This is a genomic window from Brevibacillus formosus (assembly GCF_003013405.1).
GTDB classification, from domain to species: domain Bacteria; phylum Bacillota; class Bacilli; order Brevibacillales; family Brevibacillaceae; genus Brevibacillus; species Brevibacillus formosus.
Genome location: NZ_PXZL01000001.1, coordinates 347,538 through 361,745 on the forward strand (window position 1 = coordinate 347,538; position 14,208 = coordinate 361,745).

The 14,208-nt window shown below is 48.4% G+C and carries 7 protein-coding genes; 6 read left to right on the plus strand and 1 reads right to left on the minus strand.

Annotated elements, in window-relative coordinates:
• Positions 1-42: 42 nt before the first annotated feature.
• Positions 43-2,970 (minus strand): collagenase, encoded by a 2,928-nt coding sequence (locus C7R91_RS01605; protein ID WP_047068294.1) that lies wholly within the window; start codon positions 2,968-2,970, stop codon positions 43-45.
• 337 nt (positions 2,971-3,307) lie between these two features.
• Between C7R91_RS01605 and C7R91_RS01610 the strand changes: the two genes are divergently transcribed.
• The 6 genes from C7R91_RS01610 (at position 3,308) to C7R91_RS01635 (ending at position 14,136) form a co-directional block, all read left to right on the plus strand.
• Entirely contained in the window at positions 3,308-3,928 is a 621-nt protein-coding gene (locus C7R91_RS01610) for a DUF4912 domain-containing protein (RefSeq protein WP_047068292.1), read from the plus strand.
• A gap of 10 nt (positions 3,929-3,938) precedes the next feature.
• Complete coding sequence (locus tag C7R91_RS01615) at positions 3,939-6,776, plus strand: 1,4-alpha-glucan branching protein domain-containing protein (RefSeq protein WP_047068290.1); 2,838 nt, start codon at positions 3,939-3,941, stop codon at positions 6,774-6,776.
• 30 nt (positions 6,777-6,806) lie between these two features.
• A complete protein-coding gene (locus C7R91_RS01620; protein ID WP_047068285.1) occupies positions 6,807-9,212 on the plus strand; it encodes a sugar phosphate nucleotidyltransferase in 2,406 nt (801 codons plus the stop codon).
• Between the two features lie 18 nt (positions 9,213-9,230).
• Positions 9,231-11,192, plus strand: coding sequence for a glycoside hydrolase family 15 protein (locus C7R91_RS01625; RefSeq protein WP_047068284.1), 1,962 nt, complete (start codon positions 9,231-9,233; stop codon positions 11,190-11,192).
• Between the two features lie 19 nt (positions 11,193-11,211).
• Positions 11,212-12,636: a phosphoglucomutase/phosphomannomutase family protein gene (locus C7R91_RS01630; RefSeq protein ID WP_047068281.1), complete on the plus strand. Its 1,425-nt coding sequence runs from the start codon at positions 11,212-11,214 to the stop codon at positions 12,634-12,636.
• Between the two features lie 858 nt (positions 12,637-13,494).
• Positions 13,495-14,136: a serine/threonine-protein kinase gene (locus C7R91_RS01635; RefSeq protein ID WP_047068278.1), complete on the plus strand. Its 642-nt coding sequence runs from the start codon at positions 13,495-13,497 to the stop codon at positions 14,134-14,136.
• Positions 14,137-14,208: the final 72 nt, after the last annotated feature.

The window sequence follows — 14,208 nt, forward strand, 5'->3', positions numbered from 1 at the left end:
ACGATTTTTGTAGCTCGTTTGGAGGTGTTTTTGTTTTGCTGATTAGCGCTGCTTGGTCTCTACCGTATACACAATGTCTTCATTTTGATATTTGTACACATGCAAGAAGTAACGGCCTGGCTTTACTTGATAATGGGCACTTTGCAGATTTCCCTCCAGCTCTTGCGGGTATGTTACAGGCTGATCCAGATTTGCCTCGTGGAATAGCATCCAAGTCACACCTTGTCCCTCTTGAGGGGTTAAAGAAATACGTATTTCTTCTGGTTTATCTACTTGGAAAGCAAAGATATCTTGCCAATCGTTTCCTTTCATGTCCCCTGAAACAGTCGTGCCTATAGGCAATGGACCATTTGCTTGCTCGGTAGAATCATTGTTCTCGCTTTCTTGATAGAGTTGCTCTCGCGGACTATCTTCACCCGTAACCAATAAAGTAAACGGTTGGTCCTCTTGCCCTGTACGATACGTATAAGCAGTTACATAGTAAGTCCCTGGTTTGGCATCGAATGATCCGATTAGCTTGTTGCCTTCACGCTTGGTGGGATAGGAGATATAGTTCTCTCTATCAGACTCGTGGAATACAAGCCACGCCACTCCATCTCCTTGCTTCGTTTCCATCTCTACTTGAAGCTGTTGGGCTGATTTCACGTCGAGACGGAACTCCTGACTCGTTTTTTGAGGATGGATGATACCAGTTATTGGCTTGCCTAATGAAATTGACGATTCCTCAGGGTTTGGATTCGGATTTGGCTGTTCCGTTTCGGAGCCATCTTCTTGAGCCAGCTTCCCGTGGAACACGACATCATAGGCAAAGCGTCCATCTTTTGTCGTACGATAATTGGTGAAGTAGCTCGTAACCGTGTCATAGCCATTCCAGGAAAGAGTCGACAACTCCTTGAGGAATCCATCTGTAGAGCGGTTCATTTCTCGCCAATCCTGATATTCCCCTTGGGAAGCTCCACCCGTATAGACCCCACGCAACGTGAAGCTACGGAAATCTCCAGAGTCTTTTTCATCTGTTGTCACATTGGTCAGAGAGGCAACCTCTGTGATTTTACGATAAACCTCTTCTTTGCTCGTCACGTCCACTTTTTGTAGATAATCATCTGAAACGAGAGGAACATCCAATTCTTCATACTGGTCGATCAAATCCTCTAACGTTTCTTGGTAGCCACGTTCAAGAGCGCGATCACGGCTGAATTCTTCGATCATGTCATCATAAGCAGCTACATCATTGGAACGGATTGTATCGTTGATTTTATCCAGACGAGCAAAATCATTCTTGAACAGATGGTACTGAAGCGCGAATGAGTAGTCGTAGAATGCCAGGGTTCCGTATTTGGCACGCATCATATCGGCCGCAGTGTAATCGAGATAAGGCGCTGCATTTCGAATATTGCCTACAACTGACTGGCGAGGCTTGATTCCTTCTGTTCGGGTAGCGCCTGCGAAAAACTCAGCTCCGCCTTCTTCATACCAAGGCAAGCGACTGTTTTCATAAATCTTTCCCTGTCCCCACATGCCTGGCACTTCATATCTGCCTTGCAAATAGTGGACGAATTCATGGCGGAACAGCTCTTCCAGACTGTAGATGCTTTGTTCTTTTGTCCGATCGTAGGTGAAGAAAGTCCCGGTACCCTCGATGTAGATACCGCCATTATCTGTGTCGTATCCGTACAAGAAGCGATTCATTTTATACTCATCAGGCGTATTGTAGATGACAATAGTCAGTACATCATCCGGATTGCCGCTCTCAAGCTCCTTGTCATTGCCGATGACTCGATGAAATTGTGCCTTCACTTCCTTGGATGCCCAATACAAGCGCTCAACCTGTTCTTCCGTTAGTTTATCTCCCGTTTTGAACACAAACGCTCCGTCATCAAAAGTGAACTGCTGCGGGAGATAATGTTTTTTGCCTTCCTTCACCATTTCATCGAGGTCGATTTTTTTGCCATTGGCATCCTCGCCATATGCTTCCGTGATTTGTTGCGCGGCGGTGAAGTATGGCTCGCTCCACTTTTTATACGTTTTCATCGCTTTCGTCAATATGTCATTGGCTTTGTCTGGATCACTGTAGTAGCTTCCTAATTTCCCTGTGTAATACAGGGCATTGTTCGTCAACCATACGTGATCAGCGGAAGTTTCCCCATTTTCGGCCATGTCAAAAATGGGGTCGAGAAATGCGTCGATGCTGCCTTTCAGCTCATCTTTTTCTGAATCATCTGCTCCCCAAATCAGAACATAGCCAACACCTTGAAGGACGCTGTAAAAAGCTTCGCTTGCTTCGCGATCATCTGACCATTTATCCCGATTGTCGTTAAAGTCCTCCATTACTTTTGACAGAAGATCGATTGTCTCTGAATCAACAGTCGTGTTGCTAATTAATTTTCCCGTAGAACTGATGATTTCATTTTGAGTCTTTGTACCTAAGGCGAAATTTTGATTGGTAGTGATAGCTTGAAGTGCTGGAATAATCTTTTGCTTATACTTTGGCTCCATCAAATACTTTAATTCATCATGGTAGTACCCCAAGTAATACCCTGAACGCAAAACCTCTACATATGTATGTATGCCCTGCTCGTCATCCTTGGTGAAGTTCTTGCCACTCTCTTGCAAGGCATCGATGATGGCCTGAACCCGCTCCCGATCCTCATAAAATTCCTGGGTGTCGTCGTTGTAAGTAAACAGCTCAGGGATTTGTGTCCAACTGATTTCCTTCAGCAATTCAACAAGCTCTGAATTGTCCAATGTTTTCAGATGCGAGATGCTGTACTTTTCCTGTTTGGCTGCTTGGCGTAACTGACTCTTCGACATGTTTTCCTGAACGGGTGTATGACCAATCTGCGAATCAATAGGCTCTTGGGATGGGCTTGGCGGTGTACTTTTGGCTTGAGCCGCTAGTGGCAAGCCTGCCGCTACCGTTGTAATTGCAATTGATCCTGCTGTTACCATGCTAATCCATGAACGATTCATAGCTTTCAATGACTCCTTTTTCATTCATTTTGGAAGTAGAAGTGAATATTTTATAGTATCGGTATCCAACATGAAAATACTTACAAATAAAACAAAAGATGATGGAATATAGCTCCTTCTTCCTATTTGGCAAAAAGAAAAGAATGTCTAGAGAAGTAGCTATGTAAGTATGGAAGGAGAGCGACTTTTGTTTGCCTGTGACGAAAACATGATTGTTGATCGACAAAAGAAGAAGGGATGTGCATTCAGCATTCGACAGTCTTTGTTAGAAGCATTAGCTATGATTGACATTGGGAAATCACAGAAAGGCGAAGTTGGCGGAGGAGAGTGCTAGAAGATGCTGGAAAAAATTCTCGAACTGCGTTCACGATCCATGTCCATTGCACAAATTGCCAAAGAGTGCGGCTTAACGATCGGCCAAGTTAAGTATCGCCTGCAAAAAGACCGTGCGAAGCCAGAGGCACCACTTCCCGCTAGAACGGAATTGGAATGGCAATTGCCTGCGTTTTATGGTCGGGACATCGTCAAAGTCATGGCACAAGGACCGACTGTGTTATTCGTTTATTGGGAAATCACTTGGCCGCGCATGAGAATGGTCGCATCGTACCTGCAAGCCGATTATCGTCACATCCAGAAGGGCTTGCGTCTGTATGATGTGACCGAACGCTTATTTGACGGAACAAATGCGCATTCCGTCCGAGATGTGTTCGTGCATGAAGAGGCTCATTCCTGGTACGTGAAAGATGTAGAGCCAGGACGTACATACGTTGTTGATTTTGGTTTATATGAACACAATCGGTTTTGTCCGATATTACGCTCGGAAACGGTAGTTACTCCACGCAATTCAAAAGCTAGCTGGGGGGAACCGCTAGTTGAGCCCGTCCACGATCCAGCTACACCTTCCTGGTTTGAGAACTTTTCCTCCTACTCGTTGTATACCAAAACATCAAATAAGTGAGGTGTCATTTGTGCACAAAGGTTATCTCTCCCTCGTGTTGCATGCCCATCTGCCTTATGTACGACACGGGGATCGGGACGATCGCTTGGAAGAGCGGTGGGTGTATGAAGCCATGCTGGAATGCTATCTTCCCTTGCTCATGGTATTCGACAAGCTCCTCTCAGACGGCATCGCTTTTCGCATGACCCTTGCTATTTCTCCGACATTACTTTCCATGCTGGATGATGAACTGATCGTGACACGCTTTCGCACACATCTAGCGAAGACCGTTGAATTGGCTGGGAAGGAAGTCAAACGAACAGCAGGTCAGCCCCAAGAAAATCGTATCGCCAAAATGTATGTGGAGCGTTTTCGAGCCATCATTGCCTATTGCCGCAAGTGGGACTTTCAACTGATCAAGGCCTTTAGGCATATCGCGGACAGTGGATGCCTCGAACTCATCACTTGCGCAGCCACGCACTCCTTTTTGCCCTACGTGGAAACAGAAGAGGCGATTCGGGCTCAGCTTCAGGTAGGCGTCCATACACACGAGCGGATTCTGGGAAGACGTCCGAAGGGAATTTGGCTGCCGGAGTGCGGGTATACACCTGGACTGGATCGTTTGCTGAAAGAGGCAGGGCTTCGGTATTTCTTTGTGGACAGTCACACGATAGAGCATGCGACGCCTTTACCACGCAGAGGGGTGCTGGCTCCTTTGTTCACGCCGCATGATGTGGCCGCTTTTGCCCGAGATGAAGTGGCTTCCCGCCAGGTATGGAGCTCGATCGATGGTTATCCGGGGGACTATGACTACCGTGAATACTACCGGGATATCGGATTTGACAGGGAGATGAGCTACATCGAGCCTTACATCCATCCTGACGGCATTCGCGTGCATACCGGTTTGAAATACTATCGGATCACCGGAAAAGAAGGGGATAAAGACTTGTATGAGCCAAGCTGGGCGCGCGAAAAAGCAGCGTCTCATGCGGGACACTTCTTGTATCACCGAGAGCGTCAAGTGGAGGAAGCCAGTCACTGGATGGATCGCAAGCCGTTGGTCGTCGCCACTTATGATGCGGAGCTGTTTGGTCATTGGTGGTTCGAGGGTCCGCAGTTTTTGGATGACCTCATACGAAAAACGGTTTGTGATTCAAAAGAAGTGAAATTAATGACACCATCAGAATATTTGGAGGAGTATCCAGAACAGGATCGCGGTCATTTGCCGATGTCAACGTGGGGAAGAAATGGCTACGGAGAAGTCTGGCTGAACGAAAACAATGGCTGGATATACAGGCATCTGCATCAAGCAGAGCGGGAACTGATCGGAGCGATTACTACGTTTTATAAAAAAAAAGGTGATCAACTTGCCTTACGATGCCTCAAGCAGGCGGCACGTGAATTGATGCTCGCCCAAAGCAGTGATTGGGCGTTTATTTTAGATGGTCAAACGGTCACCCGGTATGCGGTGCAACGCGTTCATGACCATTTGGTTCGCATGCAGGCTCTCTTGGCGATGTATCGAGAGCATCAACTGGATGAAGAGGCAATTACACAAGCAGAAACTGACTTTCCGATCTTTCCTGACTTGGATATCATGTTCTATTTGCCTAAACAAACGCATAGAGTGAGCGTATCGCGTCAATTGGTAGCGGCAACGCAAGATCAGTCTTCGACAAAAACAGTTTTGATGCTTGCATGGGAATTTCCCCCTCATGTGGTAGGGGGGCTTGGTCGAGCAGTATACGATCTCGCCAGGCATCTTGTCCAGCAAGGAATCGTGGTGCATGTGCTGACACGTTCGACAGATTCATGCTCCGTAAATGAAACGATGGAAGGGGTTCACGTACACCGTTTGCCTACGTACCTTCCTTCTGAACAAGCTGACTTTTTGGCATGGGTGTTTCAACTGAATTTGGCAATGGTCGATGCTGCCTTCCAGCTCTGGTCGCTTGGGGTGCGACCAGATATCATCCACGCTCACGATTGGCTTGTCAGCTGGGCTGCGATCGAACTGAAACAGAAATACTCTCTTCCGCTCGTCAGCACGATTCATGCTTTGGAACATGGCCGGCATCAAGGCATTCATACACCATTGCAGCAAAGGATTCATGAGAGTGAACGTACACTAACACAAAGTTCTGACTCGATGATCGTTTGCAGCAAGTATATGGAGTCGGAAGTCATGCGCCTGTTCGGAACACCATCATTCCAATTGCGTGTCATTCACAATGGAGTCGATCTCATTCCCCTACCGGATGTAAATCGTGAGCAGCTTCGGCAGGAGTTGGCGATAGGGGATGGTCCTGTTCTCTTTTTTGTAGGCCGCTTGGTTCAGGAAAAAGGTGTTCACCTATTGCTGGAAGCCATGGCAAGGCTGTGTGATGAGTTTCCGCATGCGAGGTTGCTAATTGCTGGCAGAGGACCGATGCAAGACGAGTGGAAGCAGTTGGTTCATCTGATGGGACTTTCTGAGCAAGTCCGCTTCTTGGGCTTCGTAGACGATGGAAGGCGAAATGAGCTGTTCGCCTTGGCTGACGTGGCGGTATTCCCGAGCTTGTATGAGCCATTTGGAATTGTTGCGCTGGAAGCGATGGCTTTGGGTACCCCTGTTCTGGTTGCGGATACGGGAGGGCTGCGAGAGATCGTTCGCCACGGCGAAAACGGCGCCATGATGTACACAGGCGACCCCGAATCCTTGACGAATCAACTCCGTTGGTTACTGCGCGACCCTGATCAGCGGCATCAACTGGCCCAGACGGCAATGCAAGATGTTAAACAGTTTTATAACTGGACAATTCTGGCTAGTCAAACCATCGACTTATACCGTTCACTTGGCGATCCCGCGGAAATCGGCATGACAACATAGATTGCAACGATGAAGGAGGAAGAAGAGAAGATGAAGGCAGTAATCATGGCTGGGGGAAAAGGTACACGACTACGTCCATTAACTTGCCACACGCCAAAACCAATGGTGCCACTCTTAAACCGGCCTTGCATGGAGTACACGATTGATCTATTGAAAAAGCATGGGATTACTGAGATAGCAGTGACACTCCAGTATCTGCCTGATGTCATCCGCGATACGTTTGGCGATGGATCTCGCTACGGTGTTTCGCTTGTTTATTTTGAAGAAACAATTCCTTTGGGCACGGCAGGCAGCGTGAAAAACTGCGCGGATTTTCTCGATGAGCGCTTTGTCGTGATCAGTGGAGATACGTTGACAGACATCGACTTGTCGGCAGCCATACGCTTTCATGAGCAAAATAACGCACTGGCTACGTTGATTTTGACGCGCGTAGAAACACCGTTGGAATTCGGGGTTGTCATGACAGATGAAGCCGGGCGCATTACCCGTTTTTTAGAAAAGCCGAGCTGGGCAGAAGTTTTTAGCGATACGGTGAATACCGGGATATATGTCTGCGAGCCAGAGGTCTTGTCTTATATAGAAGAAGAGCGGGAAGTGGATTTCAGCAAGGAAATTTTCCCGGCCTTTTTACAAGCAGCAAAGCCTCTATACGGATATGAGGCAAGCGGTTATTGGTCTGATATTGGCTCTTTGGAGGTTTATCAGCAAGCCCAGTTTGATTTGCTGGATGGACGCGTACATCTCGAGATAAAAGCACAGGAAATCGCGCCGCGCATTTTCTTGGAAAATGATGTTCGCATCGATTCATCGGTCCGCTTGGAAGGCCCTGTCTATATCGGTGAAAATGTACACTTGCAAGCCGGAGTTGCCGTCGGTGCTTATTCCATTCTGGGGAAAAATACCGTGATTTCTTCCGGTACGAAACTATCCAGGACGATCATATGGGAAAACAGTGTCATTGGGAAAAAAACAGAGATCACAGGAACGACCATCTGCCGCAACACCCGAATTGCAGATTGCGTACAGATCGGGGAAGGGGCGGTTATTGGAGACCAGTGCCTCATTGGGGCGAAGTCAGTGATAAAGGCAGGGATCAAAATTTGGCCGGATAAGGAAGTCGGGGAAAATGCGACGGTCACTACCTCGCTCATCTATGGTGCCAAGCAAACTAAAAATTTGTTTGGGACGCCTGGAATCAAGGGCATTGGCAATGTTGACATCACGCCCGAATTTGTTACAAGACTTGCTGCTGCCTATGCGTATTTACTCCAACCGGGGGATAAAATTGCGCTCTCGGCATGCTCACACCCATTTTCTCAGATTTTGAAGCATAGTATCATGACGAGTTTGTGCTCTTCCGGAATTGATACGGTCGATCTCGGGATTGGGAATTCTCCCTTGATCCGGTACGGCGTGCGCTCTCTGGCTTGCAAAGGCGGCATTCATATTTATATGGCAGAGCCAGTGGATGATAAAGAGATCGTCATCCAATTTATCGATCATGCCGGCTTACCGATTTCCCGTGAGATGGAGCGCAAAATTGAGAATGCTTACTGGCAAGAGACTTATGTTCGCAACCTAAATCGGTTGGGAGCACTGCAAGTCGAGTATCAAGTACAAGAAGCTTATCTTCACGCTTTGGTCCAACAGTTGAATGTATCGTCCATCCAGCGTCAGCGCTTCCACCTGCTGATCGATTGTGAACAGCGTTTTTTTCCGACTTTTCTTGCGCCACTCTTGCATGCACTGGGAGTTACTGCCGATTACAGCTCCATACAAGAAGGTATTCGTAAAAAGGGTGCGGATTTAGGGATTTGTCTCGATAAAAATGGCGAGCAATTTGTCTTGTTTACCGAGCATGGAGAGAAGCTCGCAAACGAACAAATCACGGCTCTGCAACTGCTGTCTTGCAGTGGTCAACACCGGCGTATCGGCCTTCCTGTGAGTGCGCCGATTGAATTGGAGCATATGGCTCAGCTGTTGCAAATGGAGGTTGTACGCACCAAGGTCTCTCCGCGATCCATGATGGAGGTATCGAGCGAACAGCACTTTCATCCGATGTTTGATGCCGTATACAGCCTCATGAGAATTCTTTCTTATCTCGCTTCTGAGGAAAAACCTCTAAGCGTCTTGTTGGAGCTGTTGCCAGCGTGCCACATGGAGAAAAAGACTGTCTTTTGCCCATGGGCAGCAAAAGGGAAGGTCATGCGCAGAGTGATGGAAGAAAACAAAGGCAAGCTGCTGGAGCTCGTCGATGGAATCAAGGTATACGATTCGAATGGCTGGGTGCTGATTTTACCCGATTCAGAGGATTCGCACGTAAAAGTGATTTCGCAAGGGGCGACGGCAGAGACCGCGGCTACGCTTGCTTCTTCCTACGCGAGGCGAATTGCCGAATATCAGTTTCACGAAAAGAGAGAGATCGACAGCCTATAACGAAAAGGACGTGAAGGCATGCCGAGACCGCTCGTCGTCGGGAATGGAAAACTGCTGATTAATTTTGATGACAAGCTGCACATGCGAGATCTCTATTTTCCGTATGTCGGTCAGCTGAATCATGTCGGGGGACACTTTAGCAAGCTGGGGATATGGGTGCAAGGTCGCTTTTCCTGGCTGGATGAAGACGGCTGGACGCGGAAGCTCGGATACGGACAGGAGTCTTTGGTGACAGATGTTCATGCGCATCATGAACATCTGGGCATCTCCTTGCAAATCGCAGATGGGGTGCATCAGCGTGACCCGATTTATTTGAAAAAGGTGTGCGTTTGGAATTTGACGAGCGAGGTGCGGGAGGTCAGGCTGTTTTTTAATCATGATTTCAGCTTGAATGAGACGGAGGTAGGAGATACCGCTGTTTATGATCCCATCCTGCGCACGATTTATCACTACAAACGCAATGTGTATATCATGGCGAATGGAAAGACGGATACAGGTGGGATCGATCAATATAGCGTAGGGATCAAGCGGTTCAACTATGCGGAGGGGACCTGGAGGGACGCGGAGGATGGTCTTTTGTCAGGCAATCCGATTGCGCAAGGCTCCGTAGATAGCACGATCTCTTTTTCCCTCATCCTGCAGCCTCAAGAAGAGAAGGCGCTCTTTTACTGGATGTGCATTGGTGAATCGTATGAGGATGTCAAAGGATTGAACCAGTATGTACTCGAAAGTGATCCGGAACGTTTGCTCAGTCGGATCGCGGTGTACTGGCAGCGGTGGGTCAATAAGGAAGAGAGGGACTTTGCTGATCTTCCGGCAGAGGTTGTCAATCTGTACAAGACCAGCTTGCTTCTCGTGCGCACGCAAATCGATCAAAACGGGGCGATTCTCGCTGCGAATGACTCGGATATTCTTCAATTCAATCGCGACCATTACAGCTACATGTGGCCAAGAGACGGGGCCTTGATTGCGAGTGCGATGGCGAAAGCGGGCTACACGGGAGTGGTTGCACCATTTTTTCGATTTTGCGCGGATGCATTGAATAAAGACGGCTATTTGCTGCACAAGTACAATCCAGATGGGTCTGTCGGCTCCAGTTGGCATCCGTATATTGTTGACGGAGAAATTCAGCTTCCGATTCAGGAGGATGAGACGGCGCTCGTGCTGTACGCGCTCTGGGAGCAATACAAGAGCGGCAAGCAAATTGAAGACTGCCAAGCGCTCTATCCCACGCTGGTTCGTCCGGCAGCCCGCTTTTTGCTGGAGTATGTCCATCCAGAGCTGCAACTCCCAAAACCAAGCTACGACTTATGGGAAGAGCGACGGGGAATTTTTACGTTTACCAGTGCTGCGGTTTTCGCTGGCTTGATGGCTGCGGCTCGTTTCGCCCAGCTGTTCGGGGATGATAGGCGCTACAAACACTATGCAGAAGGGGCAGAGCGCATTCGTGGAGCGATGGAAAAACATCTGTACGACCCTGAAATCGGGCGTTTTCTGCGTGGGATTTATGTAAGAGCAGATGGGAGTGTCGAAAAAGATTTCACGGTGGAGAGCAGCTTGTTCGCTTTGTTTGCACTTGATGTGTTTTCCGTAGATGATCCAAGAGTTGCGCGGACAATGGAAGGTGTCAAAAAGAGTTTGCGGGTAGACACGGCGATCGGTGGAATTGCTCGCTATCAAGGGGATTACTATTTCAAAAAATCACATGACACGGTGAAGGTGCCGGGAAATCCATGGATCATTTGCACCTTGTGGGTGGCTGATTGGGAAATTGCCAAGGCAAAATCGCTCGATGAACTCCAAGAGCCAAAGAACAGACTGGCCTGGGTCGTACGGCATGCCCTGCAAAGCGGCGTGCTATCCGAACAGCTCGATCCGTATACAGGTGCTCCCGTATCCGTTGCACCCCTGACGTGGTCGCATTCTACTTATGTTGCCACTGTTTTACGTTATTTGGAGAAGGTGAATGAGTTGCGGTAACGAGGGGAGAGATGAGGAGATGACAACAATCCGTTTCGGTACGGACGGTTGGCGCGACATAATCGCAGATGGTTTTACTGTCGAGAATGTCCGCATTGTCGCACAAGCCATCGCCAGCTATACCAAAGAAATCGGACAACAGGAGCAACCTGTTTTGGTCGGACACGACACGCGGTTTCTAGGCAGACGCTTTGCAGAGGAGGTTGCAGCTGTCCTGACCGCAAATGACATTCGTACCTATTTGGTGAACGAAGCAGCGCCAACGCCTGCCGTAGCCTTCGGAGTAAAGCATTTTGCAGCAAGTGGCGCAATCATGATCACGGCCAGTCACAATCCACCCGAATACAACGGCATCAAATACATTCCGGAGTACGCCGGACCTGCAACGCCTGCGATCACGCAAAGACTGGAAGAGTGGATCACCGAAACCTGCCAGACTAAATCGGTACGCACGATTTCCCTCGCGGAAGCAAAGGCCCGCAAGCTGCTGCAAGTCATTGTTCTGCGTCCTCATTACGAAGCGCATCTGAGACGGATGATAAACATGGACGTTTTACAAAACTCTTCCTTGTCCGTTGTTGTCGATGCCATGCATGGTGCTGGTATGGGCTATGTGAGCGGTTTTTTGTCAGAGGTGGGGGTCAAAAACGTCGGAATCCGAGAAATCCCGGATGCGGCTTTTGGAGGAGATTTGCCTGAGCCAAACGATCAGCATTTGCATTTGTTAAAAAAAGAAGTCGTAGAACGCCAAGCATCTCTTGGTCTTGCCAATGACGGCGATGCGGATCGCTTCGGAGTCGTTGACCGCTTCGGACAGTACATCACGCCAAACGAAGCACTCGTGCTCCTAACCTATCATTTGCGAAAAAACCGTGGCTTGACCGGAAGGATTGTCAGGACAGTAGCCACTACACATCTATTGGATCGGATGGCTACGCATTATGGTCTTGAGCTGGTGGAGACGCCGGTCGGTTTCAAGTACGTCGGTGAGGAAATGCGCAAAGGCGATGTGCTTATTGGTGGAGAGGAAAGTGGCGGGGCGAGTATTCTTGGTCACATCCCGGAGAAGGACGGCGTACTCATCAATTTGTTGCTCGCCGAGATGTGTGCGTATGAAAACAAAGAAATCGATCAAATACTGCGAGACATATACGAACAGTTTGGTGAGCTATTCCATACGCGGATTGATATGAAATTGCCGGAAAAAGATCAATGGGTACAGCAAATGATCGCTAGGCCACCTGCACTAATCGGTCCTTATCAGGTTTTGGAGATTCAACGAGTGGACGGGGTCAAGCTGTTGCTCGAGGAAGGACATTGGGTCTTGATCCGTCCGTCTGGCACGGAACCGTTGGTACGCATCTATTGTGAAGCAACAAGTGCGACTGCCTTGCAAAAGCTGCAAGATGCGATTCGCGAATGGTTTTTGGAGATAAATGTGTAAATTCAGAAGGGAGAGCCTGCATGGATGTGCCAGGTTCTTCTTTTTTTTACGTATGTTCCTGTTATGTGGCTGCGGTGAAGAGAAGAATATTTCCAGACTAGGCTCCAGGCTCCGTCCCGCTGGGGGTTGAGACTGTCCGCTCCGGAGGGATTCGCGGGGAAACGCAAAAGTGGTAGCCGCTCCGTCGTATGGGCACGTTGCGTTTCTTTTGCCCGCGAATCCCTTCTCCGCTGGGAAGGACTCCACAAGTCGCTACGTCTGGAAATATTCTTCTCTGTCGTAACTCATGAGGTTCTTCAAGCTTTTAAGGCGTTTAAAAATCGAATTACATGGAAAGCTCGTAGAGGAAACAGGAGAAATAAGCGAAGATCTTAGGGACACCGCCCGAGGCGCAATGAAAAAAAGAGAAACAAGCTTTTAGCGTCCACCTCTGAGACACCTCCTGAATGGACGACTTTGGACGCGGGTTTCGCTTTTTTTCATGGAGCCGGGCAGTCAATCCCGCAGGGGGTGGCCCTAGAATCTGAGCGTTTTCTCCTGTTTCCTCCCTACCACAACAGCAACTTACAAGAGTCCTATTTTCTAAATGAATCAGTTAGAATCATTCGTTATACACTACATAAAAACAGGTACGATGGGTGGACATTCGCTACCCATTTACCAAATCAAAAAAATGAGGTATTCTTGTCCATATGCAATCCTTTCATTGGAATCGGACAGGACTTCCTGGTTCGACCAGTGCAAAGGATTTTTTGCCCCTTAATAGGAAGTGTCTGAATGATCGTAGTAGATGAACCTTCATTAATTTTGTTTTAACGTAGTTCGAAGTCGGTAACTGATGAGAGATGATGAGAAACGATGCGGATCGATCAGCATATATTGCAAGCTTTTTTACAGGAAGTTCAAGTGGAGAGTCTGTCGCCAGATGATCCAGTCGTCGTACACCACACGCCGTACCCGTGGGAGCTGGTCGGTACCGGCAATTATGCTGCCGTATTTGCCCACCCGGACTATCCAAAGGTAGTGATCAAGCTGTACGCACCTGGAAGACCAGGAGCCGAACAGGAAATCGAAGTCTATCGCAAGCTTGGGGAGACTCGTTCCTTCCCCGTCTGTTATGATTATGGGGAAGGATACTTGGTCATTTCGCGAATGAATGGCATACCTCTGTTTGACTGTGTCCGCTTTGGTATTCCGATTCCTCCGCAGGTGATTGAAGACGTGGAGGAAGCGCTAGAAGAGGCCCGCAGAAAGGGCTTGTTTCCGCATGATGTCCATGGGAAAAACGTATTAATGGATCAGGGACGTGGTTATCTGATTGACGTATCGGATTACTATGTCAACGATACAGACACGAAATGGCGTGATTTACGCAAGGCGTATTACAAGGTGTATCTGCCATTTATCAAGGATCGTGGATGGAAAATTCCGTTGTGGATGCTGGAAGTCGTACGCAAAGGCTATCGACTGTACAAAAAAGGAAGGCGCTTGTTCACGTAGGCTGTCTCTGGTAAAATGATCATTTGACATTGTGTTTGTACAGTTGCTGGTCGAAGCAGAATAAGGAGGACA

Bases quoted from the DNA above. Each gene is read 5' to 3' on its own strand.
- C7R91_RS01605 (WP_047068294.1), bottom strand. From the start codon at position 2,970: ATGAATCGTTCATGGATTAGCATGGTAACAGCAGGATCAATTGCAATT.
- C7R91_RS01610 (WP_047068292.1), top strand. From the start codon at position 3,308: ATGCTGGAAAAAATTCTCGAACTGCGTTCACGATCCATGTCCATTGCA.
- C7R91_RS01620 (WP_047068285.1), top strand. From the start codon at position 6,807: ATGAAGGCAGTAATCATGGCTGGGGGAAAAGGTACACGACTACGTCCA.
- C7R91_RS01625 (WP_047068284.1), top strand. From the start codon at position 9,231: ATGCCGAGACCGCTCGTCGTCGGGAATGGAAAACTGCTGATTAATTTT.
- C7R91_RS01630 (WP_047068281.1), top strand. From the start codon at position 11,212: ATGACAACAATCCGTTTCGGTACGGACGGTTGGCGCGACATAATCGCA.
- C7R91_RS01635 (WP_047068278.1), top strand. From the start codon at position 13,495: ATGCGGATCGATCAGCATATATTGCAAGCTTTTTTACAGGAAGTTCAA.